Consider the following 25,789-nt stretch of genomic DNA (forward strand, 5'->3'; position numbering starts at 1 on the left):
TCGATGGAAAACAGTAAAAATAAAGACCGATTTGAAGCACTGTCTCGCATGTGTTTGAATAACTGGCATTATATAGAACGGAAAGTATTATCTTTTCATAAAGAAATCAATTTTTTTACAGGACATTCCGGAAGTGGAAAATCAACAATCATTGATGCACTTCAGATTGTGCTGTATGCAAACACAGACGGAAGAGGATTTTTTAATAAAGCAGCAGCAGAGGACTCGGACCGAAGCCTGATAGAGTACTTACGAGGAATGATAAATATTGAAGATAACAATGAAAATGCATATCTTCGGAACCGGGATTTTTCCAGTACTATTGTATTAGAGTTAGAACGCAGTGATACAGGAGAAAAACAGTGCGTGGGGATTGTATTTGATGTAGAAACTGCAACAAATGAAATTTCCAGATATTTTTTCTGGCATAGAGGTCCATTATTAAAAAATCATTACCGAATGGAAAAGCGTGTGATGTCCACAGAGGAAGTAAAAGAATATCTTACAAGAAAGTTTGATAAAAGCGAGTATTTTGTAACATCAAGAAATGAAACATTTCGTCGGAAACTTTATGATGATTATCTGGGTGGACTGGATATGGAGAAGTTCCCAATGCTTTTCAAACGTGCCATTCCATTTAAAATGAATAGTCGGTTAGAGGATTTCGTAAAAGAATATATTTGTATGGAGCAGGATATTCATATTGAAGATATGCAAGAGAGTGTCATTCAGTATGGAAGAATGCAAAAGAAAATTATGGATACCGCAGAAGAAATCAATCGCTTGCAGGAAATTTCTGATGCGTATAAAGAAGTAACACAAAAGCGAAAAGAAATTGAAAAGTACGAATATTTTACAAAGAAGCTGGAAATATTACGTGGCAGAGAAGAAATTACAGAATTAGAAGACAAAATACAGCTACACAAAAAGGACTTGGAAACATTAAAAGAACAAATTCAAGTGTGGGAGCAGGAACGCAGGGAAATCAATCAGCAAAAAGAAGAACTGATACGACTCATTGCAGAAACCGGATATGAAGAAGCAAAAGACCAGTTAAAAAATGTCAATGAACTGTTAGAACGTTTAGAGCGCAGCAAGGCAGAATGGGATAAAACTGCGGCAGGACTAAAGGAATGGGCAGATAATGATATGGCAAGTAATGCCATATTGTGGGATGTAGAAAAGTTCTGCAAATATGAGATAGAAAAAGAAGAGTTAGAGACTTTAAAACGTTCTATTCAGGAACTGCGAGAAGAAGTTATAGAAGAAAGAGAAGAAATTGTTACGAAGGTAAAAGAGCTTCGAAAGTCATATAAAGAAGTAACTGTGGAGTTATCAGAACTTCACAAGGGAAGTAAGGCTTATCCACGTGAAGTTGTAGAGGCAAGACAATTCTTGTTCCAGACTCTTTCTGAAAAAAACGGAAAGGCGGTAAAGGTCAGCGTACTTGCGGATTTATTGGATATCGCAGAAGAACGTTGGCGCAATGCAGTGGAAGGTTATATGGGCAGTAACAAGCTGCTCTTAATAGTAGAACCGAAATACGCAAAACAGGCAATGGAACTGTACCAGCAGATGGATAAGAAAAAATTCTCAAGAGTTGCCGTTTTAGATACAGAAAAAGTATTAGAAACAGAACATAGAGTAAAAACAGGAGCATTAGCAGAAGCAGTAAAAACAAAAGAAGATTATGTAAAAAGCTATATCGCCTTTTTACTTGGAAATGTTATAAAATGCAATTCAATTGAAGAGATGCGTGAGCATGCTATTGGAATCACAGATGATTGTATGTTATATCAAGGATATAAATTACAACATATGAATCCCAATAACTATACAAAGTTTGCATACATTGGAGCGGAAAGTTTAAAACGACGTATATCTATGCTGAAAAAACAGCGCGTTGAAATCGAGAAAAAACAGATGCCATTGGAGGAAGAATTACAAAAGTTAGACAAGCTTCTTGCAATGGAGGCATTAGAAAAAGAAGTAAGCCATTATACAGATTGGCTTTCTGATATTGGCAGAATTTCTAAGCAGAAGAAAGAAAAAGAACGTTTAGAACGCCGTATCATGGAATTGCAGCAAAAGGATGTAGCAGGTCTGAAATTACAAAAAGAAGAGGTTGAGGGAAAACTTCAGAAAAAGGAAGAAGCTATTCGAAATGCCAGAGCAGGAGAAGTGCGTCAAACCGATCAGATTGCCAATGAAGAACGAAACTATATTCAAGTAAATCAAGAAGTGGTCTTATTAGAACGCGAGCTTAAAGTAAACAATGATTTAGAAAATGAGTTATCTCACATTTTAGAAAATGAAAAGAGAAAAAGATTGCAGCAATTAAGAAACGAATATGCTGTAAGTAAGGAAAAATCTGTTGAAAAGGAAGAGGAGTTATTCCAAAAATTGGCCGAGGTTCGCAGTGACTATCTGAGAAAATATCCAAATCGGGGATTTGGAGCACTCAGTAAAGACAATGCACAGTATGAAAAGTTGTTAGAAGAACTTCAGTTTAATGATTTGGAACGTTTCCAACAGCTTGCAAAAGAACAGGCGAAATCCGCTATTGAGCACTTTAAAGACGATTTTATGTTTAAAATTCGCAGCGCAATAAAAGATGCGATGACCAGAAAAGACGAGCTGAATAAGATTATTGCAAAATTAGATTTTGGTAAAGACAAGTATCAATTTGTATTTAATCGAAACAACGGCGAAGATGGAAAGTATTACGATATGTTTATGGATGAAGATTTAGATATCAATCCGGCACAGCTTAATGATAACATGGATAATCAGATGAATATGTTTACCATGAAGCATGAAGATAAGTACGGAGACTTGATTAACGAGTTAATGTCCATTTTTATACCGCCGGTAGATGCAACTCCGGAAGAACAGGAAGAAGCAAAGCGAAACATGGACAAGTATGCAGACTATCGTACTTATCTGTCCTTTGATATGCAGCAGATTATCAAAGGGGATGATGGACAGTCCATGAAATTAAAGCTTAGCAAGATGTTAAGAAAAAATTCCGGTGGAGAAGGACAGAACCCACTTTATGTTGCATTGCTTGCAAGTTTTGCGCAGGCATATCGTATTACTATGAACACAAAGTACTTACGAACACCAACGATTCGTCTGGTAGTGTTAGACGAAGCATTCTCTAAAATGGATGGGGAAAAGGTGGCAAGTTGCATCAGTCTGATTCGTAGTTTGGGCTTTCAGGTAATTATCAGTGCAACCAATGACAAGATACAGAACTATTTGGAAAATGTAGATAAGACATTTGTATTTGCCAATCCAAATAAAAAGAGTATTTCCATACAGGAGTTTGAAAAAAAGGATTTTGAACAGTTAGAAGAGGAAAGCTTGGATTAGCTTTGAAGGAGAACATTTATGGTGATAGAGAATCCGGTATTAAAAGAGATGCTTCAGATTATTGAAAAGAACGATAATTGGAGAGAAGAAAAGACTGGTAATAAGTCATTTAAGGATATTCAAAAAATTTATGGAAAACACAATGAACAAAAGGAGTTGTGTAATAAAATACTTAAAGAGTGGCAGGAGAAAGGGTATGTTAATGTAGATTGGCATACCTATCCAAAGGAAGTTGGCAGAAAGGGATTTCAGTTTTCGTTAAAGAAGAAAAATTTCTTTTATGAAATGGCAGGAGTTGTACCAAAAGAGCAAAGGATTGCAAAGTATACGGAGTGGGTACGAGGAAGAATGTCAGAGGCATCTAAAGGCTGGACGTTTAATTATTACAAAAAAATTCTTGAAAATTTAGAAAGTGGAAAAATATCAACGGACTTAGAGAAGGATTATGAGCCGATTTATCAAACAGAAAATAAAGAATTATTTCAATGTATAGATGAACTTAATCGGTTAGACGTATTAACGTACAAGCGTGTTTTTAGTAAAAAGGTATTTAATAATTCTAAAAAATTTGAAAAGCAATATGAGAAAAAAATAATTTCTAAAGCAAAAGAATGGGGAGAAGAAGGATTTTTTCAAGAAACACATAATAAGGATATTCTAAGATTGATGAACTTAGATGATTATAGTACAAATTTATCCGTAAAGGGAACATTGCGTATTAGATTGAATGGAAAAGAGATAGATTATGGAGCATTTATTTTTGGATGTGATATTACAACCAAAACATTAGAAGAGATGGAAATATTGAATGAACAAGATATAGAGAAAGTGATTACGGTAGAAAATAAAGCAAATTTTGTATCTATGCCAATGGAAGAAAAAACATTAATTATTTTTACACATGGATATATGTCGCCGTTGGAATGCAGAGTGCTGCAAAGTTTGGAATCTGTTTTAGGAGAGAAAACAAAGTATTATCATACCGGGGATTTAGACTTGGGGGGAATTCAAATTTTTAGATTTATTAAAAAAAATGTATTTTCCAAATTAGAACCATTGAATATGAATGGAACAATTTATAAGCAATATGTCCAATACGGAGAAAAGCCTGATGTAAAAAATCAGAATGATTATTGGATGAAATTAGAAAAAGAACGAAGTGAGCCTTTTGAGAAACTTGTGGATGCAATATTGGAAAAGAAACTAGTTATCGAACAGGAGGCATTTTTAATAAGATAAAGAAAAAGACGCCCTGAATCTCTAAAAAAAGGAAGGCAGTGTATTGAACATAGAAAACTGAGGGTCTTTCCCATGTTTATGCTATATCAATACCACTATCAGAGACAGGGCGTTTAGACAAGTCCCGCAGATACATTTCGTGCATCACCGGGCGAAAGACGTTTGCCTTTGGCAAACAAAGACTATAAAGTGAACTTATAGTGAAGAGGAAAATGTTTAAAAACATTTTTTCTACCACGGTATTTTACAACAAAATGAAAAAAGAGACCACGACATTTGCGGAACATTTTTATAAAATAGTTTCTTCATCGTCAGTCATACGATATCCAACACCCACTTCGGTAAAAATATAAATCGGTTCAGCCGGATTTTTCTCTAATTTACGGCGAATATTAGCCATATTTACACGAAGAATCTTATTGTCAGATTCCGCATAAGGCCCCCATACATTATTCATAACAGCAGAATAGGTCATAACTTTTCCGGAATTTTGAGCTAGAAAAGCAACTATTTTATATTCTACAGGAGTTAAATGAATAAATTCGCCATTGAGAGAAATGGTACGTTTATAAAAATCAATTTTAAGTCCTTTCGCAGAATAAGGTTTTTGTGAAAAACTCATTCCGTTTTGAATCTTATTACTGTGTCGCAAGGAAGTACGGATACGGGCGAGTAATTCAGAAGTTCCGAAAGGTTTGGTAAGATAGTCGTCAGCTCCGGCATCAAGGGCCTGAACCTTATCTTCTTCCTGCGTACGCGCAGATACTACAATAATGGGAGTCTCAGACCAGGTACGAACCTGTCGTATAATTTCCATGCCGTCTATGTCAGGAAGACCAAGATCCAGTAAAATAACATCCGGGCAGAGAGAAGTAACCAAGGATAGTGCAGCAGCCCCGGTGGTTGCAGAGACAGTATGGTATCCGTGTGCGGTAAGTGTTTTACTGATAAAATCAGAAATATTTTTTTCATCTTCAATTACTAATATATTAAATTTTGTCATTTGGTTCCTCCTTAGGTAATGTGAATACAAATTCTGCACCATGCTCATGGTTACGAGCAATAATAGTACCATTGTGAGCAGTAATAATAGTCTTACAGATGGAAAGCCCAACCCCCATTCTATTTCTTACATCAGAGGGGGTGGAACCGCAAATTCCATCAAAAATCGTATCTAAATATTCAGGATTAATTCCAATACCGTAATCAATAACATGAAAGCATACAGTATGAGGCTGATTTTCTACAAATAGTTTTATTGGCTTTTGGCTTTGTGAGTGAACAAGAGCATTTTCTAAAAGATTCATAAGAACTTGTTCAATCAGGGTGGCATCCATAGGAATCAATAAAATTTCATCGGGAATGGAGGTTTCAACCTGGGCAGCAGGAAAACGTTTCTTAAACCGAATGACAGACTCTGATATAACTTCTTCTACCAGTTCAGGTGAAGTTTTTAACTTAGAATCTGTTCCCTGCATTCGTGTAATGGAAAGGAGATTATCCCCCATATTTAAAAGCCAGTCGGCATCATCATAAATATTATGAATGATTTTTTTTCGTTCTTCCAGTGAGTAATCTTCATTTTCTTCTAAATCAGAAAGAAGATTAATAATACTGGTTACAGGGGTGCGCAAATCGTGTGAAATCGCCCGAAGAAAATTAGCGCGCATTTTTTCTTTATTGGCTTCTGCTAATTGTTTTTCATGAAGCGCAAGTGTCTTTGCCTGTTTCGTTAAGTGAGAAGTGAGAGTGCTTGTTATTAAAGAAGCACACAATATAAAAAGAAAGGTAAAGGGATAGTCAGGAAGAATAAAATTCAAATGAAAATAAGGGTAAGTAAAAAAGTGATTGATAAATATTACTCCTACAAAAGAAGCTAAAATGCCATAAAAATATCCATTCGTATAATAGGCAATGGCAATGGTTCCAAGCAAGTATAGAAGTGCAATGTTTACAGGATTTTCTGAAATGCAGAAAAACAATAGAAAACACAGTATAGTAGTTAAAAATAACAAGAAAGTTGCTGTTAAAAGGTCATGTAATTTTTGAGAATGAAATATATGTTTCATATGAACCCCCTCTATTCCTAAGTATAATACTAATTAAATGTACCATGACTGCAAAAGGGATTCAAGAATGAAAAAGAATCTTAACAAGATTTTAACAAAAAGTATAACAAGAATAGAAAATGTGTGGTATAATATGAGCACTTAGTGAAATCGAACCAAAGGTGAAGATTGAGCTTAGAGCGAGTAATACCTAATCACTTAGCGAGGTACTTTCGAGTTTAGTGAGTACGGTATAATATGAGCACTTAGTGAACAAAGTAAAATAAGTAATAGGTGTTTCAGATAAGAAATGCAGATAAGGAGGAATCATATGGCAACAATTACAATAAAAACAGATAATTTTGAAGAAGAAGTATTAAAAAGTGAAGTACCGGTATTAATAGATTTTTGGGCAACCTGGTGTGGACCATGCCAGATGCAGGGACCAGTAGTAGAACAGGCAGCAGAAGAATTAAAAGATATAAAAGTAGGCAAGGTAAACGTAGATGAAGAAGGAGCACTGGCACAGCAGTTTCGTGTTATGAGTATTCCCACTTTAATCGTATTTAAAGACGGAAAAGAAGCAGGACGAGCAATAGGGTTCCAAACATTAGATGAGATTAAAAAATTAATGGCTTGACGTAAGTTTTAGAACAATTTATAATGAGGACGGTTGTGAAAGACAACTGTCCTTTTTGTGTGTGAAGGACTTCTTAAGAGTGAAAATAATGGAAAAGTCGCATAGTTCTATGACATTTCGTCAAAAATCAGTTGACAAGCAAAAAAAAGTATACTAATATAATAAACATAAGACGAACATAAGTTCGCTAAAGAAGGAGAATAAACATGGCTAAGGATGATAGATTAAGTGCATTAGATGCGGCAATTGCAAAAATTGAAAAGGACTATGGAAAAGGTTCTATTATGAAATTAGGAGATTCAGCGGCAACAATGAATGTTGAGACAGTACCTACAGGATGTCTGAGTCTGGATCTTGCATTAGGAGTAGGCGGAGTACCGAGAGGACGTATTATCGAGGTATATGGTCCGGAGTCCAGTGGTAAGACAACAGTTGCATTACATATGGTTGCAGCAGTACAAAAGCAGGGAGGAATTGCAGGATTTATTGATGCAGAGCATGCATTAGACCCGGTTTATGCGAAGAATATCGGAGTAGATATCGACAATTTATATATTTCACAGCCGGACAACGGTGAGCAGGCGTTGGAGATAACAGAGACAATGGTGCGTTCAGGAGCAGTAGATATTATTATTGTGGACTCCGTAGCAGCATTAGTTCCAAAGGCAGAAATTGACGGTGATATGGGAGATTCTCATGTAGGACTTCAGGCACGTTTGATGTCACAGGCATTGCGTAAATTAACAGCCGTAATCAGTAAGTCTAATTGTATTGTTATCTTTATCAATCAGCTTCGTGAAAAGGTAGGCGTTATGTTCGGAAATCCGGAGACAACTACCGGTGGTCGAGCACTGAAGTTCTATTCTTCCATTCGTATGGATGTCAGAAGAATAGAGACATTGAAGCAAGGTGGAGAATTTATCGGAAACCGAGTTAGAGTAAAGGTAGTTAAGAATAAAGTAGCACCACCATTTAAGGAAGCAGAGTTTGATATTATGTTTGGACAGGGTATTTCCCGTGAAGGAGATATTTTGGATAATGCAGCAGAAATCGGTGTGGTAAATAAATCCGGTGCATGGTATGCATATAATGGAGAAAAAATCGGTCAGGGACGTGAAAATGCAAAGCAGTATTTGAAAGAACACGAACTGATTTGTGAAGAAATTGAAGCAAAAGTAAGAGAGCATTTTAAGCCGGAAGAGAAGAAGGAAGAAGCAGAGCAGGAAACAGGAAAAACAGAAGGTACAAAAGAGGAATAAAAAATGCTGATTACACAGATTTCCGAAGTAGATAAAAAGCGCATGATGATACATACAGAAGAAGGAGTTTCTTTTGTATTGTATAAAGGAGAAATTCGTAGATTTGCATTGCAAGAAGGAGAAGAAATTGCAAGTGAAGTCTATGAAGAAATACGAACGGATATCTTAATAAAAAGAGCCAGAAAACGTGCTATGTTTTTGTTAGAAAAAATGGACCGTACAGAGTCGCAGCTTAGAAATAAGCTGCGACAAGGCTTTTATGGAGAAGACTTAATTGATGATGCAATTGCGTATGTAAAAAAATATCATTATATTGATGATAATCGTTATGCGCAGACCTATGTCAGATATCAAAAGGAACGGAAAAGTAAACGCCAAATTAAGATGGACTTAATGCAAAAGGGTGTTGACCGGGAAATTATCGAACAGGCAATAGAAGCAGAATATGAGCCGGAATCCGAACAAGAATTGATTCTGAAGTGGATAGAAAAAAGGAAGTATAAAATAGGAGAAAGTGATATAAAAGAAAAGCAAAAAATGTATCAATTTTTAATGCGAAAAGGGTTTCGTTCAGAGGATATTTTACATGTCCTGGAATGATGAATAATTCCGAAGTGTGCTACTTGACATAGCATTGAAAAAAGTATAAAATCAATATGTTGTTATACATGTAGGTAGATTGTATAGAAATGTGCAATTTATTGTATATGACATATGAAAACGAATATGTTTTACTATATGTACAATGAAAATTTCATAAGGAGGTGCTCCTGTGCAAGGAATCATTATCGCCGTAGTAGTCACATTGGTTATTGCAATACCTATTACTTACCTTGTAACACTCAGCTATCGCAAGCGTGTGGTAGAATCCAAAATTGGAAGTGCTGAGGAAAAGGCAAGAGAGATAATAGATGAGGCTGTTAAAAGTGCTGAGACGAAAAAGCGTGAAGCTATGCTGGAGATTAAAGAAGAGTCCATTCGAAATAAAAATGAACTGGATAAAGAAATCAAAGAGCGTAGAAATGAGATTCAGCGAAATGAGAGAAGAATTATCCAAAAGGAAGAAAACGTGGATAAGAAGCTGGAAGCAATTGAGAAGCGCGAGGCAGGTTTTGCAGCTAAGGAAGAAGAAATTAACAAGCAAAAAGCAGAAATTGCAAGACTACACGAAAAACGAGTACAGGAACTGGAGAGAATCTCTGGATTAACCTCTGAACAGGCAAAGGATTATCTTTTAAAAACAATTGAAGATGATGTGAAGCTTGATACTGCAAAATTGATTAAGGAAATGGAAAACAAAGCAAAGGAAGAGGCTGGAAAGAAAGCAAAAGAATACGTTGTAAATGCTATTCAAAAATGCGCAGCTGATCATGTATCAGAGACGACAATTTCCGTAGTACAACTTCCGAATGATGAAATGAAGGGAAGAATTATTGGTAGAGAGGGAAGAAATATTCGTACCCTTGAAACCTTAACAGGTGTAGATTTGATTATTGATGATACACCGGAAGCAGTAATTCTTTCGGGATTTGACCCTGTGAGAAGAGAAGTAGCACGAATTGCTTTGGAAAAATTGATTGTGGATGGACGTATTCATCCGGCAAGAATTGAAGAAATGGTTGAAAAGGCTCAAAAAGAAGTTGAGACTATGATGCGAGAAGAAGGAGAGGCGGCAACGTTAGAAGTTGGTGTACATGGCATACATCCAGAACTTGTTCGTTTACTTGGAAAGATGAAGTTTAGGACGAGCTATGGACAGAATGCATTGAAACATTCTATTGAAGTAGCACAGTTATCTGGACTTTTAGCAGCTGAGATTGGTCTTGATGTAAGATTAGCAAAACGAGCTGGTTTATTACATGACATTGGAAAATCTGTAGACCATGAAGTAGAAGGTTCTCATATTCAAATCGGTGTGGATTTATGTAGAAAATACAAAGAGAGTCCAATTATAATTAATGCAGTAGAAGCACATCATGGGGATGTGGAGCCGGAATCTTTAATTGCATGTTTGGTACAGGCAGCTGATGCAATTTCAGCAGCAAGACCGGGGGCAAGAAGAGAAACACTGGAGACATATTCAAACAGATTGAAGCAGTTAGAAGATATTGCTAATGGATTTAAAGGTGTTGACAAATCCTTTGCAATTCAGGCAGGTAGAGAGATTCGGATCATGGTAGTTCCGGAACAAATTAACGATGCAGATATGGTATTGTTAGCACGAGATATCTCAAAGCAGATTGAGAGCGAATTAGAATATCCTGGACAAATTAAGGTAAATGTAATCCGTGAATCTCGTGTTACAGAATATGCAAAATAGTATTAAGTAATATGAAACGTAAAGAAAACCGTTATATATGTAAGTATATGGCGGTTTTTCTTTATGCAATAGGAAATTGCGTCCTATTGCATAAAAAAGAAAATACCACATTGTATGAAAGCATGAAGGGTTATAAGGAGGAAACAAAATGATTAAAAGAGTGAAAAGAGAGTTAGTATATCAGGGTTCCATTTTAGATATTTATAATGATTCGATACAATTACCCGATGGAAAAATAGAACATTGGGATTATGTAGAACATCGCAAGGGAGCAGCAGCGGTAGTTGCAGTTTTAGAAGATGGAAGGTTGTTGTTAGTACGTCAATATCGCAACGCTTTGAACCGTTTTACCTTGGAAATTCCGGCAGGAGCACGAGATTCTGTAACGGAACCGACTTCAGAGTGTGCAGCAAGAGAATTAGAAGAAGAAACAGGATATCGATGTGATAATCTGGAATTTTTAATATCTCTTAAAACAACGGTAGCATTTTGTAATGAATTAGTAGATGTATATGTGGCAAGAAACTTAATCCCTTCTAAACAGAAATTAGATGAAGGAGAGGAAATAGAATTAGAGGCACATACGTTAGAAGATTTATGCGAAAAAATCTATAAAGGGGAAATCCAAGACGGAAAAACAGTGGCTGCAATTATGGCATATAAGAATAAATATCATTTATAAAAGAAAGAATGCATAGAATAGAAAAAAACGGAAATGGAACAAATGAGGGAATTGTTACGTTTGGGTAAAAAGAAGTGGGACTGGAAAAGAACCATAAAAATAGTAATGTTACTTGCATTTCTGGTGGGGGTAGTAGTGGCAAATGTCATAGGAAGAGAACAGATGGCAGGAGCAGGAGTTTTAAACGATTATTTTATTGAAAAATATAAATATGCGGGAATTAATAAAGAAAACTTGTTTTGCTATATTTTAGAAGAACGAATGCCCATGATAATTGTACTTTTGCTTTTGTCCTTTAGTTCCTTTGGAGCTGTAATCGGAGTACTGAATTTAGGGTGGGTTGGTTTTTCGGTAGGATTTATGCTTGCGGCAGCCATGGCGAAGTATGGCGGCAGAGGAATCTTATTAGTTGTTGGTGGGATGTTCCCGCAGTATATTATCTACATTTTGGTGTATATGGGATATTGTGGATTGGCATTTTTTATGGGAAAAGGAATGCATCAAGCAGCTTCAATGAACAGTTTGTGTAAAGAACAGATACGAACATATGGAATGGCATTGATAATAGGAATCGCATTAATGTTGCTATTTGTTACAGGAATTTTTCTGGAAAGTTATCTAAATCCCATATTTCTTAAAAAAATAGTAAAATTTTTTTGACAAAATTTACAAGATATAGAAGGTGAAAAACGAATAGAAACGATATGTTGTATAGAGACGAAAAAGCTGGAAAATATAGGAAAAATACTATTTGATTTTCCAAAAAATTGTCATTATAATATAGATTGTATCGAAAAAAAAGTTTACATTTATGTAAAATTTTAAGATGATAAAATGACAGATGGAGTAATCGAGTATATGGAAGATAAGATTCAAGAATTTATTGTATATTTGAGAGAAGTGAAGAAGACTTCCGAAAATACGGTACTTTCTTATGAAAGAGACTTAAGAAAATTTAATAAGTATTGTTTGGAAGTTGGAATGACAGATGTGAATCAGGTTACGGTAACAGGATTGAATTCTTATATTTTGCATTTGGAAAAGCAGGGGTTGAAGCCTGCAACTATTTCCAGAGGAATTGCTTCATTAAAGGCATTCTGGCACTTTTTACAAAAAGAAGGCTATGTGAAGCAGGATATTGCGGAAGATTTAAAGGCTCCCAAGGTAGAGAAGAAGATGCCATCTGTTTTAAGTCAGGAAGAAACAGCAAGACTGTTAAATGAAACAAATGGAACATCTCCCAAAGAATTACGAGATGGTGCCATGTTAGAATTACTATATGCTACCGGAATAAGAGTTTCGGAATTAATATCATTGCGCTTAGAAGATGTGAATCTGAAAATGGAGTACATCACATGCAGAGATGGCAATAAGGAACGCATCGTGCCTTTTGGAAATGTGGCGAAGGAAAAGCTTCAGGTATATCTTAATGAAGGAAGACCGGAGTTGGTAACACAAGAATCCAGTAATTACTTATTTACAAATTGTTCTGGACATGTTATGAGCCGACAGGGATTTTGGAAGTTGGTAAAGTCTTATGGAAAAAAGGCCGGGATTACTACGGAATTAACACCGCATACGTTGCGACATTCTTTTGCAATGCATTTGGTTAGTAATGGAGCAGATTTACATTCTGTACAGGAAATGCTGGGACATTCCGATATTTCTACTACACAGATTTATGCGAATATGAATCAAAGTAGAATCAGAGAAGTATATGCAAAGGCACATCCAAGAGTGTAAAGTAGGTAAAAGAACAAGATATAGAAAACATCAACATAAAGATACAATAAAAGGAGATGCCACATTTCGTGACATCTCCTTTTACATGTATAATCACATAATCTTTATGCTGTTTCAGCAATATGATAAATCAATTCTTCAGATTCTTTCCAGCCAAGGCATGGGTCTGTAATGGATTTTCCATAGATATGATCGCCAACTTTCTGGCTGCCTGGTTCAATATAACTTTCAATCATAACACCTTTAACCATTTTTTTGATATCCGGTGCAATCTGACGATTGTGCATTACTTCTTTTACAATACGAATCTGCTGTTCATACTGCTTATTGGAGTTTGCATGGTTAGAATCAATAATAGCAGCAGGATGTACCAAATCCATTTTGTCATACATACGGATTAAGCATTCCAAATCTTCATAGTGATAGTTTGGAAGAGAAACACCACGTTTATTTACGGAACCGCGTAGAACAACGTGAGTTAATGGATTTCCGCTGGTGCGTACTTCATATCCGCGATATACAAAGTGGTGTGGATGCTGTGCAGCATACACAGAGTTTAACATAACAGAGAAGTCACCGCTGGTTGGGTTTTTCATTCCTGCTGGAACATCAAAGCCACTCACAGTAAGACGGTGGTGCTGGTCTTCTACGGAACGAGCTCCGATTGCAACATAGGAGAGTAAGTCTTCCATGTAGCTGAAGTTTTCTGGATATAACATTTCATCAGCAGAAGAAAGTCCGCTTTCTTCTAAAGCGCGAATGTGCATTTTACGCATTGCGATTAATCCGCCTACCATATCTGGTTTCTTTTCAGGGTCAGGCTGATGTGCAATTCCTTTGTAACCTTCTCCGGTAGTACGAGGTTTGTTGGTATAGATACGAGGTACAATTACCAAACGGTCTGCAACCTTTTCCTGTACACGACTTAAACGATTGATATAGTCACAAACGGCATCTTCGTTATCCGCGGAACAAGGTCCGATGATAACAAGAAACTTATCAGAATCTCCGGTGATAATATCACGAATCATTTTATCTCTTTCTTTTTTGGTTTCCACTGCTTTTGCAGAGAGTGGAAATTGTTCTTTGATTGCTCCCGGGGAAGGAAGCTGTTTTAAAAATGTAAAACTCATAATCATTCTCCTTTAGTGTTTGAAATATTTTTCTTTAATTAGTTGAATTGGCATTTCTTGTCCGGTCCAAAAGGTAAAAGCAGCAGCACCTTGATATAACAGCATGTATAAGCCGTTAAAATGTGGGCAACCTGCTTTCTTTGCTTGCTTTAACAGCAAGGTTTCCTTAGGATTATATATAATATCTGATACAATTAAATCTTTACGAAACATAGAAACATCGCTTATTGGAGATTTTTCTGTATCAGGTGCCATACCAACGCTGGTTGCATTGGTAAGAATTGCGCTGTCAGAAATACTTTCTGCAAGTGAGTTCTGGTCGGAAATATCCCGAAGGCGAATTGGACAACCTGTTTCTGCGGTTATTTTCCGGCAAAATGTCAAGGTATCATCCCAAGAGGCATTTTTACGTTTGAACATATCAATGGCAGAAACACCATCAAGGGCAGCCTGTACACAGATTGCAGTGGCAGCACCACCAGCACCCAGCAAAGTCATCTTTTTTCCAATGATATCATGACCGGCATCAATAACAGAATGCATATAGCCAATACCATCGGTATTATGTCCTATGAGAACGCCATCCTTAATAATAACAGTATTTACAGCATTTGCAAGTCTTGCCGCAGGAGTAAGTTCATCCAGCAAGGGGATAATATGTACTTTTAAAGGCATGGTTAAGTTAAATCCATGAATTCCAATTGCCTTAAGTCCAAGAATTGCAGATTCTAAATGTTCTGGAGTTACATCAAAGGCAAGGTACACATAATCAAGTCCAAGCTGACGAAATGCCTCATTGTGCATCTGCGGTGAGATGCTGTGGGCAACGGGACTTCCAAGAAGACCGGTAAGTTTGGTTTTCCCAGTAATTTCATAATTCATATATTCACCTGCTTTAATTTATTGGTTTAATGTGTAAAAGTCCTAGACACTATCTTAATAGATAATAAAAAATATGTCAATGACTTGCGGGTTTTATTTTTGTAAGTTATACTATGGTAAAGTAATGATGTGTAAATATAAGTTAGGAGAAAATAACTGTGAATATAAAAGGCAAGAATATCGGAACAGGAAGACCATTGGTGTGCGTACCAATTGTGGAGGAAACGGAAAAGGCGATTATAAAAAAGGCAACAGAGTTAGCAAATCAACCGGAAGATATGATTGAATGGCGCATGGATTGGTACGAAGGATGCGAGAAAACAGAAGCGTTAAGTGATGTAAGTAATAAATTAGCAGAAATTTTTAAGGATAAGATTTTGTTGTGCACATTCCGTAGCAAAGCACAGGGCGGAGAAAAAGAAATATCTAGGGAAAATTATGTGAAGATGTTACAACATCTTGCACAGCATGGAAAGACAGATATGCTGGATGTAGAAGTATATGAACTGAATCATCCGCAAGAACTGATAAAAAATATAAAACAGCAGGGTATTATAACAGTTGCATCGGATCATGATTTTACAAAGACACCGGAAACGAAAGTAATGACAGAAAAATTATTCTATATGAAAAAAATAGGTGCAGACATCGGAAAGTTAGCAGTAATGCCTCAAAACAGAAAAGATGTGCTGCGATTATTAGAAGCAACAGTAGAAGTGAAGGAACAGTTAAAGGATTATCCTGTAATTACCATGTCTATGGGGAAAACTGGGATGATTTCCAGACTTACCGGGCAGTTTTCCGGCTCTTGCGTAACATTTGCAACTGCGGGAAAAGCATCCGCACCGGGACAGCTCCCACTGGATGATGCAGTAATGATGTTAAACAAAATTTCAGAAAGTATGGAAAAATAGCATGAAAAATAATATTTATTTTATTGGATTTATGGGAACCGGTAAGAGTACCATTTCAAAGCATATGGCAGCAATTACCGGATATGAAGAGATAGATACAGATCAGGAGATTGTAAAAAGAGAAAAGATGCGTATTCCTGAAATTTTTGAAGCCTATGGAGAGGAATATTTTCGCAAAAAAGAGACAGAATTTTTAGAGGGGATGCGTGAAAGAGAGCATTGTATTGTATCCTGTGGCGGTGGAATGGCACTGAGAGAGGAAAATATAAAACTAATGCACGAAACAGGTGTGGTTGTTTTGCTTACTGCAACACCGGAAACTATTTTAGAGCGAGTGAAAAACGGAAAAGAACGGCCGATTTTAAATGGACATATGAATGTGCCATATATCCAACAGTTGATGGAGAAAAGAGAACCTTTTTATAAAAAAGCCGGTGAAATAGTAATTCCAACAGACGGAAGAGAATCGTTAGATATGGCAAAAGAGTTAAAACAGAATTTGGCAACCCCCAAATTTTCTTTTGATTTTTCAAAAAAAATATGATATACTTACGAAGTTGTAGATTTTATACCGTGGAAGCACCCATAGTTTAACGGATAAAATACCAGATTCCGGTTCTGGGGCTGGGGGTTCGATTCCCTCTGGGTGCATTGTAACTGTAAATTTAAATTCACTTTTTATAGATTAATATCATAGGAGGACATATGAAGAACTCTTTGAATAATAATGAAAATAAGAAAATCAATATAGATACAATTGTTACATTTTGTAAGGATAATGCACGATATGTTTCAGCAGGAGTACTAACAGTTATTTTGGTAGTTGTATTAGCTGTAACAGCGGCTAATAATGGAAAGTCAGATAGCAAAAAGGAAGGCACCAAGCAGGAACAGGTAGCAGATGCACAGGATGAATATGCTGTAAATGAAAACAAAGAATTAAACAGTTTGATTGGACAGTATTATGGTTTATATGCAAGCGGAGATGTAGATGGGCTTGCACAGATAGCAACTCCGTTATCTGATATGGAGAAAAGTTATATTCAATTGATGAGCGGTTATGTAGAAAGTTATTCCAACATTGATTGTTATACAAAGCAGGGATTAGAGAAGAATTCTTACCTGGTATCAGCAACATATGATATGAAGTTTAATGGAGTAGACGGAACTGTTCCGGGAATGGAATCCTTTTATGTTAGAACCAATAAGGATGGTAAGCTCTATATAGATAATTTATATAGTTCTTTCAATAGCCAAATGCAAGAAACAGACGTAGATCCGGATGTAGAGGCTTTGATTGAAAAATTTAAAGAAAGTGCTGATGTCAAGGCATTACAGGCTGATTTCCAAAATCGTTATACTCAGACTGTTACCGCAGATGCAAATCTTCAGAATGCAGTAAACAGTGTAACAGACGGAATTAAAAATTGGGCATCTAATTATGTAGCACAGCAGGCGGCAGCAGAACAGGCAGCGGCAGAACAGGCGGCAGCAGATGCAGCAGCACAACAGGCGGCAGCAGACGCAGCAGCACAGCAAGCAGCAGCGGAGGCAGCGGCGCAGCAAGCGGCAGCGGAACAGGCAGCAGCAGAGGCAGCGGCACAGCAGGCAGCAGCGGAGGCAGCGGCACAGCAGGCAGCAGCGGATCAAGCAGCACAACAACAGCAGGACACAAACAACGGTTTGAATTATCTTCCGGAAGGAACGACCTTAACAGCGAACGATGCGTATAATATTCGAGTATCTATGAGCGAGACTTCTGATAAAGTAGGAACTACAGCAATCGGAGATTCTTTAAAGGTAGTCTTGAGTTATCAGGAAGGTTGGACAAAGGTTGAATGGAAAGGCAAGACCGGATATATTAAGACGGAGCTTTTGTTGAAAAACTAGAAAATGAATAAGAAATGAAGATAAAATAACAGAAAGGAGAATTGCTTTTTAAGAGCAGTTCTCTTTTCTATATCACAGGTGTGTGATAGAAGAAGATATAGAAGTATTTAGAAATCTGCATAAAAAATGAAAAATGTTTTACCCTAATCAAATAAGAAATGATTAGGAGGAAACCCATGAAAAAGTATGAAGAAATTTGTGTATTAAAAGAAACAAAGAAAAATGCGGAAATGGCAATCAAAGCTATCGATACTTTGATGCAAAAAGTGTATAATCAGGAATTCGCGTATGAATTAACCAGTCAGAAGAAGCGTTTTCAAGAATTTGAACGAAAGGCAGAAGCAGGATTGTGGGAGTATGGAATTACAGCAAAAAAATCCCCATGGGAAGAAGCAATGCTTTGGAGTGGAATTCAAATGAATACACTATGGAATATCAGTACACCCCATGTAGCTGATATGATGATACAGGGAAATACAAGAGGTATTGCAGATTTAATGAAAGTAAGGCATAATAATAAAAATGCAGGAAGTTTTGCAAATGAGATGGCAGAAGAGTTAATGGACTTTGAAGAAGAAAATATAGAACGATTAAAGGGATTTTGTAGGTGAAGAGAATGACAGAACCAGTGAGGATTAATAAGTATTTAAGTGAAGCAGGTGTGTGTTCCAGACGTGAGGCAGACCGCCAGATTGAGGCAGGCCATGTGACAATTAATGGAAGAAAGGCGGTTATGGGGGATAAAGTATCGCCGGGAGATGAGGTGTATTTTGGAAAAAAGAAAGTTTCCAAGGAGGAAGAAATAATTCTGTTGGCAGTAAATAAGCCACGGGGAATTGTATGTACAGCAGAAAAGAGAGAACGAAATAATATTGTGGATTTTGTAAATTATCCTAAGAGAATATATCCCATTGGACGCTTGGATAAGGAGTCACGAGGACTCATTTTGATGACGAATCAAGGGGAATTGGTGAATAAAATGATGCGAAGCGGAAATCGCCATGAAAAGGAATATATCGTGCGAGTGAATCGTGATATTACCAGAGATTTTTTGGAAAAAATGTCAGCCGGAGTATACTTGGAAGAATTAGATGCCACAACAAGAAAATGCAAAGTAGAACAGCTGGGAAAACGTACCTTTCGAATTGTATTAACACAGGGAATGAATCGACAGATACGACGAATGTGTGAAAAATTTCACTATCGTGTAGTAGATTTAAAAAGAACACGAATTATGAATATTCAGTTAGGTGATTTAAAAGAAGGTGCCAGCCGAAGAATTTCACCAGAAGAATGGAAAGAGTTACGGGAATTAATTAAAGATTCGTCAAATGAAACAGTAATTCCGACGTGGCAGTAGGGAGAAAGGAAAGCAGGATGGATAAGAAACAGGCAAAAGCAAGAATCGAAGAATTAAGAAAACAGATAGAATATCACAGTAATCGTTATTATAATATGGATAGTCCTGAAATCACAGATTATGAATATGATATGATGATGCAGGAATTGAAAAAATTAGAAAAAGAATTTCCAGAATTGGTGACAAAAGATTCACCAACACAGAAAGTAGGGGGAACAGCAAAACGTGAAGCAGGCGTGTTGGTGGCACATAATGTTCCCATGTTAAGTCTTCAGGATGTTTTTTCCAGAGAAGAAGTTGATGAGTTCGTAGAACAGATGCAGGAACAGTTAGACCATCCTGAATTCGTAGTAGAGTATAAAATAGATGGTTTATCAATGGCACTTCGTTATGAAGAAGGGGAACTAAAGCTGGCACTTACCCGTGGTGACGGTGTAACTTTTGGAGAAGATGTAACAGAAAATGCCAAGGTAATTCCGGATGTAAAAAAGAAATTGAAATTTCCAACGGAATATTTAGAAATTCGAGGGGAAGTTTACATGAAAAATGCGGACTTTGACCGGGTAAACGAAATACAGGAATTAAATGGGAAAAAGACATTTGCTAATCCACGAAACTGTGCGGCAGGAACACTCAGACAGTTAGATAGCAGAGTTACCAAAGAGCGTGGACTTTCAATGTTTATTTTTAATATTCAACAGGTGCGTGGCATGGAATTTCAAACTCATACAGAAGGATATGAATATTTGAAAAAGAATGGAATTCATGTAATTGATGATTATAAAGTATGTCATACCAAGGACGAAGTGTGGGATGCAATCTGCACCATAGGAGAAAATCGGGGAAATCTTGCTTACGATATAGACGGTGCTGTTGTAAAGATTAACTCACTGGCAGATAGAGAAAAATTGGGGAATACTTCAAAAGTACCACGTTGGGCAGTAGCATATAAATACCCACCAGAAGAAAAAGAAACAAAGCTTTTAGATATTGAATTGTCAGTGGGAAGAACAGGACGTATTACGCCAACCGCCGTATTTGAACCGATACGATTGTGTGGAACCAGTGTATCTCGTGCAACATTGCATAATCAGGATTTTATAGATGACTTAGATATTCGAATTGGGGATACCATACAGGTATATAAGTCCGGAGAAATTATTCCAAAGGTGCGAAAGGTAATAAAAGAAAAAAGACCGGCAGAAGCAGTTCCCTTTAAAATTCCAGAAGTCTGTCCGGTTTGTGGCGCAAAGACACAGCGAGAAAAGGACACAGCAGATATTAAATGTACCTCACCAAACTGTCCGGCACAGTTAGAACGCCATATTATCAATTTTGTTGGCAGAGATGCCATGGATATTAAAGGATTTGGTACAGTTTATATTGAAGAACTGGTACGATTGGGGTATATTAAAGATGTAGCGGATATTTATACCCTGAAAGAACATCGGGAAGAATTGATTGAACAGGGAATTATCGGAAAAGAGAAGAATACAGATAAATTGCTTGCAGCTATTGAAAAATCAAAAGAAAACGATGCCTATCAGTTGCTGACAGGGCTGGGAATTCCAAATGTAGGAAAAGCTGCTGCAAAGGGAATACTAAAGGTATTTAAAAATATGGAAACACTGGAACATGCAACTATAGAAGAACTTCAAAGTGTCAATGATATTGGCGAAGTGAGCGCACGTTGTATTCAGGAATTTTTCCAAAATGAAAAGAACGAAGAACTGATGAAGCGTTTGCGTAGTTATGGCGTGAATATGCAGACCGCAGAGACATCCGGTGGAACCCTGTTTGAAGGAATGACCTTTGTAATTACAGGAACTTTGCCAAGTATGGATAGAAAAGAAGCTGCCGCATTGATTGAAAAACAAGGCGGAAAAGTGTCCGGTTCTGTTTCAAAGAAAACAACATATCTGCTTGCAGGCGAAAGTGCGGGAAGTAAATTGACAAAAGCACAGGAGCTTGGAACAAATATTATTGATGAAGCACAGTTTATGGAAATGCTGTCAGAAGTAAATAAAAATCAATAGATAGTAATAGAAGAAATCATACGATAGAAAGCAGGAGAGAATATGCCAATTAAGGTTCAAAGCGGATTGCCCGCAAGAGAAAAACTAGAATGGGAAAATGTATTTACAATGGACGAAAAGCGGGCGATGCATCAGGATATTCGTCCAATTGAAGTGGGAATACTGAATTTGATGCCCTTGAAAGAAGACACAGAATTACAGTTGCTGCGTGCATTATCTAATACACCATTACAGGTAGATGTTACCTTTGTTACAGTATCAAGCCATGAATCCAAAAACACATCACTAAGCCATTTGAATGAGTTTTACAGCACATTTGAAGAAATCAAAGACAGAAAGTTTGATGGGTTTATTATTACCGGAGCACCGGTCGAAAAAATGGAATACGAAGAGGTAGATTACTGGAAAGAGTTTGAAGAAGTATGCGAATGGACAAAAACAAATGTAACCTCTACCTTGCATTTGTGCTGGGGAGCGCAGGCGGGGCTTTATTATTACTATGGAATACCAAAGCATTTATTGGACCATAAGATGTTCGGTTTGTTTGAACACCGTGTAAGCAATCGCAAGATTCCATTGGTACGAGGATTTGATGATTGTTTCTTAGCACCACATTCACGTCATACAGAGGTGCGTAAAGAAGATATTGAAAAAGTACCGGAACTTACAATTTTAGCAGAATCCGAAAAAGCCGGAGTATTCCTGGTAATGGATGAAACCGGAAAGAAAATTTTCGTAATGGGACATCCGGAATATGACAGAATGACCTTGCACTCAGAATACATACGCGACAAGGAAAAGGGTCTGGATATTCAGGTGCCGGAAAATTATTATGAAAATGATGATTGTACCATTAAGCCAAACCTGATGTGGCGGGCACATGCCAATGCATTATTTACAAACTGGTTGAACTACTATGTGTACCAGACAACGCCGTATGAGTATATTACAGTGCCGCAGAAATAGGGGAAACATTCCAGAAAATCTTTGCAAAAGTACAAGATTCTGTTATAATATAACAATGAATAAGTTTAGGAGGCGTAAAAATGGCTGAAGACAGAAAAGCATATATGATAAAAGACGATAATTTAGGAGAGGTGCGTATTGCAGACGAAGTAGTTGCGATTATTGCAGGACTTGCCGCTACCGAAGTGGATGGAGTAAGCTCCATGGCTGGCAATATCACCAACGAGTTAGTAAGCAAGCTTGGAATGAAGAATCTTTCCAAGGGAATCAAAGTAGACGTACAGAACAATGTTGTAAGTGTAGATGTTGCACTTCATATTAAGTTCGGATTTGTTATTCCGGAAGTATCTGCTAAGGTACAAGAAAGAGTAAAGAGTGCGATTGAGAACATGACCGGATTAGAAGTATCTGATGTAAATGTAAGAATTGCCGGTGTGGAAATGGAAAAGAGCAAGTAAGAGAACCTTGAAAACAAGACAGCGAAGAAAAGTTTCACAGTAATAAGTATACTAGAATAGAAACTGTGAGATATAAAAAACAAAACAAGGGTGTCTTATTTTATGAGGCACCCCTTTTTGAAAGGAAAAAGAATGAGTCGAAGAGAGATTAGAGAACAGATATTCAAACTGTTATTCCGTGCAGAGTTTTATGAGAAAGAAGAGATGTCAGAACAGTTATCTTTATTTTTTGAAGAATTAGATCAGAGAAAAGAAAAAGATATGGATTATATTCAGAAAAAATACGAGGATATCATGGCACATTTAGCAGAGATAGATGCAATGATTAATGAAGTAGCAGAAGGATGGAAAACAAGTCGTATGGGAAAGGTAGATTTAACATTGATTCGCCTTGCAACCTACGAATTAAAATATGAAGAGGACATTCCAACAGGAGTAGCAATCAATGAAGCCGTAGAACTAGCAAAGGCATACGGAACGGATGATTCTGCATCCTTTGTAAATGGAATTCTTGCAAAATTAGTATGATAAAGAACGTATATACCGTAGGACAGGTAAACTCCTACATTAAAAATATGTTTACCCAGGACTTTATGATGAACCGCATTTATGTAAAGGGTGAAGTATCAAACTGCAAGTATCATACTTCCGGTCATATTTATTTTACTCTGAAAGATGAAAGCGGAGCACTCACAGCGGTTATGTTTGCAGGAAATCGTAAGGGTCTTACATTTCCTATGAAAAATGGAGACAATGTAATTGTATTAGGTTCTATTTCCGTATATGAACGAGACGGAAAATATCAGCTTTATGCCAAAGAAATTATTTTGGATGGGGCAGGAGTGTTATATCAGAAGTTCGAGGCATTAAAAAAAGAATTAGAAGAAATGGGTATGTTTGCAGAGGAATACAAACAGCCCATTCCCAAATATATTAAAACATTAGGAATTGTGACAGCACCTACCGGAGCAGCAATTCGTGATATTCAAAATATTTCAAAAAGACGTAATCCCTATGTGCAGACAATTTTGTATCCTGCCTTGGTGCAGGGAGAGGGTGCCGTAGCAAGTATTGTAAATGGAATCCATGCATTAGAACAGCTTAAGGTAGATGTAATCATTGTCGGACGAGGCGGAGGTTCTATCGAGGATTTGTGGGCATTTAACGAAGAAGCGGTAGCACGGGCTATTTTTGAGTGTAGTATTCCCATTATTTCAGCAGTAGGTCATGAAACCGATACGACTATTGCAGACTTTGTGGCAGATTTGCGAGCACCTACCCCATCTGCGGCAGCAGAGTTGGCGGTCTATGATTGGCAGGAATTAGCACAACAATTGTTGTCTGTTAAAATGGAATTAAATCGTGGAATGAGTGATAAGTTAGAGCAGACAGAGGAACGTTTAAAGATGTATGAGCGACAGTTGAAGTTGTTGACTCCCCAGAATCGTTTGAATGATAAGCGTCAGTATGCCATAGACTTAGAGGAAAAACTTCACTTATATATGCAACAAAAACTTCGGGAAAAGAAACATCAGATAGAATTGTACGCAGGGCAACTGGAAGGAATGTCACCGGTAAAAAAACTCAGTCAGGGATATTCCTATGTATCGGATGAGACCGGAAAGGCATTGTCCGATGTAACTAAGGTGAAAAAGGATGATAAGATTATCGTTCATATGCTAAATGGAAAAGTAAATGCAACAGTAACAGAAACGGAGGTTTTCTCATGGGAGAAAAAGAACAGACATTAGAAGAAGTCTTCAAAGAGTTAGAGGAGATTATAGAGAAAATGCAACAAAGAGAAGTATCCCTAGAGGATTCCTTCCGATTATATGAACAGGGAATACAAAAATTAAAACAATGCAATAGTAAGATAGATTATGTAGAAAAGCAAATGCTTTTATTGAATGGTCAGGGAGAACTGGAACCATTAGATGCGGAATAGGAGAAAATACTATGGATATGAAGACAGAAATCGCAGCTCGCACCCAAGCGGCAGAGCAGATTATAAAACAATATCTTCCCATAGAAGAAGGGTATCAGAAAACAGTCATAGAAGCTATGAATTATAGTGTTTTAGCAGGTGGAAAGAGACTTCGACCTATCCTTATGCTGGAGACTTATCGGATGTTCGGTGGTCGTTCTAAGGTAATAGAGCCTTTTATGGCAGCAATGGAAATGATTCATACATATTCCTTGGTGCACGATGATCTTCCGGCAATGGATAATGACGAATTTCGAAGAGGAAAGAAAACAACACACGCTAAGTACGGCGAAGCAATGGGAATCCTTGCAGGAGATGGACTGTTAAATTATGCATTTGAAACAGCGACCAAGGCATTTGAAATAGAGCCGGAAAATAGCAATATAGGAAGAGCATTACAGGTATTGGCATCTAAGGCAGGCATTCATGGTATGTTAGGCGGTCAATGTGTGGATGTGGAATCAGAAGGAAAAGAAGTAACCGAAGAAGTGTTACAGTTTATAGATAAGTTAAAGACAGCAGCATTATTGGAAAGTTCTATGATGATTGGTGCGATCCTTGCAGGAGCGACCAAAAACGAACAGAAAATTGTGGAACAGGCAGCAAGGGAGTTAGGGCTGGCATTTCAGATTCAGGATGATATTTTAGATGTGACCAGCAGTACAGAAGTGTTAGGAAAGCCGGTGGGAAGTGACGAAAAAAATCACAAAACCACCTATGTTACATTAAAAGGACTTGAAGCATCAGCCAAAGAAGTGGAAGAACGCTCCAAGCATAGTGTAGAGCTATTAAGTTCCTTAGTAGTAAAAAATGAGTTTTTAACAAATCTGATGATGGAATTAGTGCATCGTAAGAAATAG

General features: G+C 37.1%; 25 protein-coding genes and 1 tRNA gene. 22 read left to right on the forward strand and 4 right to left on the reverse strand.

The window, feature by feature from the left end; all coding sequences use genetic code 11:
* The first annotated feature begins 3 nt into the window (after nucleotides 1-3).
* Together KQI83_RS03465 and KQI83_RS03470 are read left to right on the forward strand one after the other, a co-directional pair.
* Nucleotides 4-3,375, forward strand: a complete 3,372-nt coding sequence (locus tag KQI83_RS03465; protein ID WP_216554777.1) for an ATP-binding protein — start codon at nucleotides 4-6, stop codon at nucleotides 3,373-3,375.
* 18 nt (nucleotides 3,376-3,393) lie between these two features.
* Nucleotides 3,394-4,614: a Wadjet anti-phage system protein JetD domain-containing protein gene (locus tag KQI83_RS03470; RefSeq protein WP_216554778.1), complete on the forward strand. Its 1,221-nt coding sequence runs from the start codon at nucleotides 3,394-3,396 to the stop codon at nucleotides 4,612-4,614.
* Between the two features lie 289 nt (nucleotides 4,615-4,903).
* On the opposite strand, the gene KQI83_RS03475 is transcribed toward KQI83_RS03470, so the two are convergent.
* Complete coding sequence (locus tag KQI83_RS03475; protein ID WP_216554779.1) at nucleotides 4,904-5,617, reverse strand: response regulator; 714 nt, start codon at nucleotides 5,615-5,617, stop codon at nucleotides 4,904-4,906.
* The gene (locus KQI83_RS03480; protein WP_216554780.1) at nucleotides 5,604-6,683 is read right to left on the reverse strand and encodes a sensor histidine kinase; all 1,080 of its coding nucleotides are present in this window, start codon (nucleotides 6,681-6,683) and stop codon (nucleotides 5,604-5,606) included. Before KQI83_RS03480 ends, KQI83_RS03475 begins: the two co-directional genes overlap by 14 nt.
* A gap of 310 nt (nucleotides 6,684-6,993) precedes the next feature.
* Between KQI83_RS03480 and trxA the strand changes: the two genes are divergently transcribed.
* The 7 genes from trxA (at nucleotide 6,994) to xerD (ending at nucleotide 13,306) form a co-directional block, all read left to right on the forward strand.
* Nucleotides 6,994-7,302 carry a thioredoxin gene (gene trxA / locus KQI83_RS03485; RefSeq protein ID WP_216554781.1) on the forward strand — a complete coding sequence of 103 codons (309 nt, stop codon included), beginning with the start codon at nucleotides 6,994-6,996 and terminating at the stop codon, nucleotides 7,300-7,302.
* A 206-nt stretch (nucleotides 7,303-7,508) separates the two neighbouring features.
* Nucleotides 7,509-8,561 (forward strand): recombinase RecA, encoded by a 1,053-nt coding sequence (recA, locus tag KQI83_RS03490; RefSeq protein WP_216554782.1) that lies wholly within the window; start codon nucleotides 7,509-7,511, stop codon nucleotides 8,559-8,561.
* A 3-nt stretch (nucleotides 8,562-8,564) separates the two neighbouring features.
* On the forward strand, nucleotides 8,565-9,161 hold the full coding sequence (locus KQI83_RS03495) for a regulatory protein RecX (protein WP_216554784.1): 597 nt from the start codon (nucleotides 8,565-8,567) through the stop codon (nucleotides 9,159-9,161).
* Nucleotides 9,162-9,333: 172 nt separating this feature from the next.
* The gene (gene rny / locus KQI83_RS03500) at nucleotides 9,334-10,881 is read left to right on the forward strand and encodes a ribonuclease Y (RefSeq protein ID WP_216554785.1); all 1,548 of its coding nucleotides are present in this window, start codon (nucleotides 9,334-9,336) and stop codon (nucleotides 10,879-10,881) included.
* 148 nt (nucleotides 10,882-11,029) lie between these two features.
* Nucleotides 11,030-11,563, forward strand: a complete 534-nt coding sequence (locus tag KQI83_RS03505; RefSeq protein ID WP_216554786.1) for an NUDIX hydrolase — start codon at nucleotides 11,030-11,032, stop codon at nucleotides 11,561-11,563.
* A 33-nt stretch (nucleotides 11,564-11,596) separates the two neighbouring features.
* The gene (locus tag KQI83_RS03510) at nucleotides 11,597-12,223 is read left to right on the forward strand and encodes a stage II sporulation protein M (protein WP_216554787.1); all 627 of its coding nucleotides are present in this window, start codon (nucleotides 11,597-11,599) and stop codon (nucleotides 12,221-12,223) included.
* A 198-nt stretch (nucleotides 12,224-12,421) separates the two neighbouring features.
* Complete coding sequence (gene xerD, locus KQI83_RS03515) at nucleotides 12,422-13,306, forward strand: site-specific tyrosine recombinase XerD (RefSeq protein WP_216555404.1); 885 nt, start codon at nucleotides 12,422-12,424, stop codon at nucleotides 13,304-13,306.
* Nucleotides 13,307-13,410: 104 nt separating this feature from the next.
* Here the strand turns inward: xerD and KQI83_RS03520 are convergent, their stop codons facing one another.
* The gene (locus KQI83_RS03520) at nucleotides 13,411-14,439 is read right to left on the reverse strand and encodes a 3-deoxy-7-phosphoheptulonate synthase (RefSeq protein WP_216554788.1); all 1,029 of its coding nucleotides are present in this window, start codon (nucleotides 14,437-14,439) and stop codon (nucleotides 13,411-13,413) included.
* A 12-nt stretch (nucleotides 14,440-14,451) separates the two neighbouring features.
* Nucleotides 14,452-15,321, reverse strand: coding sequence for a shikimate dehydrogenase (gene aroE, locus KQI83_RS03525; protein WP_216554789.1), 870 nt, complete (start codon nucleotides 15,319-15,321; stop codon nucleotides 14,452-14,454).
* A 158-nt stretch (nucleotides 15,322-15,479) separates the two neighbouring features.
* Here aroE and aroD point away from each other — a divergent pair, with 158 nt between their 5' ends.
* From aroD to KQI83_RS03590, 13 genes are all read left to right on the forward strand, one after another.
* Nucleotides 15,480-16,235 carry a type I 3-dehydroquinate dehydratase gene (aroD, locus tag KQI83_RS03530; protein WP_216554791.1) on the forward strand — a complete coding sequence of 252 codons (756 nt, stop codon included), beginning with the start codon at nucleotides 15,480-15,482 and terminating at the stop codon, nucleotides 16,233-16,235.
* 1 nt (nucleotide 16,236) lies between these two features.
* Entirely contained in the window at nucleotides 16,237-16,779 is a 543-nt protein-coding gene (locus KQI83_RS03535) for a shikimate kinase (protein WP_216554793.1), read from the forward strand.
* Between the two features lie 35 nt (nucleotides 16,780-16,814).
* A tRNA-Arg gene (locus tag KQI83_RS03540) sits at nucleotides 16,815-16,886 on the forward strand.
* A gap of 54 nt (nucleotides 16,887-16,940) precedes the next feature.
* Complete coding sequence (locus KQI83_RS03545) at nucleotides 16,941-18,125, forward strand: hypothetical protein (protein ID WP_216554794.1); 1,185 nt, start codon at nucleotides 16,941-16,943, stop codon at nucleotides 18,123-18,125.
* 176 nt (nucleotides 18,126-18,301) lie between these two features.
* Nucleotides 18,302-18,736 (forward strand): hypothetical protein, encoded by a 435-nt coding sequence (locus tag KQI83_RS03550; protein ID WP_216554795.1) that lies wholly within the window; start codon nucleotides 18,302-18,304, stop codon nucleotides 18,734-18,736.
* Nucleotides 18,737-18,741: 5 nt separating this feature from the next.
* Nucleotides 18,742-19,485 carry a pseudouridine synthase gene (locus KQI83_RS03555; protein WP_216554796.1) on the forward strand — a complete coding sequence of 248 codons (744 nt, stop codon included), beginning with the start codon at nucleotides 18,742-18,744 and terminating at the stop codon, nucleotides 19,483-19,485.
* A 17-nt stretch (nucleotides 19,486-19,502) separates the two neighbouring features.
* Nucleotides 19,503-21,521 carry an NAD-dependent DNA ligase LigA gene (gene ligA, locus KQI83_RS03560; protein ID WP_216554797.1) on the forward strand — a complete coding sequence of 673 codons (2,019 nt, stop codon included), beginning with the start codon at nucleotides 19,503-19,505 and terminating at the stop codon, nucleotides 21,519-21,521.
* A 42-nt stretch (nucleotides 21,522-21,563) separates the two neighbouring features.
* Nucleotides 21,564-22,487, forward strand: coding sequence for a homoserine O-acetyltransferase MetA (metA, locus tag KQI83_RS03565; RefSeq protein ID WP_216554798.1), 924 nt, complete (start codon nucleotides 21,564-21,566; stop codon nucleotides 22,485-22,487).
* Between the two features lie 80 nt (nucleotides 22,488-22,567).
* Nucleotides 22,568-22,945: an Asp23/Gls24 family envelope stress response protein gene (locus KQI83_RS03570; protein WP_216554799.1), complete on the forward strand. Its 378-nt coding sequence runs from the start codon at nucleotides 22,568-22,570 to the stop codon at nucleotides 22,943-22,945.
* A 132-nt stretch (nucleotides 22,946-23,077) separates the two neighbouring features.
* Entirely contained in the window at nucleotides 23,078-23,473 is a 396-nt protein-coding gene (gene nusB / locus KQI83_RS03575; protein WP_216555406.1) for a transcription antitermination factor NusB, read from the forward strand.
* Entirely contained in the window at nucleotides 23,470-24,696 is a 1,227-nt protein-coding gene (xseA, locus tag KQI83_RS03580; protein WP_216554800.1) for an exodeoxyribonuclease VII large subunit, read from the forward strand. Before nusB ends, xseA begins: the two co-directional genes overlap by 4 nt.
* Nucleotides 24,672-24,890: an exodeoxyribonuclease VII small subunit gene (gene xseB / locus KQI83_RS03585; RefSeq protein ID WP_216554801.1), complete on the forward strand. Its 219-nt coding sequence runs from the start codon at nucleotides 24,672-24,674 to the stop codon at nucleotides 24,888-24,890. The genes xseA and xseB overlap by 25 nt, the downstream gene beginning before the upstream one ends.
* 11 nt (nucleotides 24,891-24,901) lie before the next feature.
* Nucleotides 24,902-25,789 carry a polyprenyl synthetase family protein gene (locus KQI83_RS03590; RefSeq protein WP_216554802.1) on the forward strand — a complete coding sequence of 296 codons (888 nt, stop codon included), beginning with the start codon at nucleotides 24,902-24,904 and terminating at the stop codon, nucleotides 25,787-25,789.

It is taken from the genome of Roseburia sp. MSJ-14, assembly GCF_018918225.1.
Classification (GTDB): Bacteria; Bacillota; Clostridia; order Lachnospirales; family Lachnospiraceae; genus Petralouisia.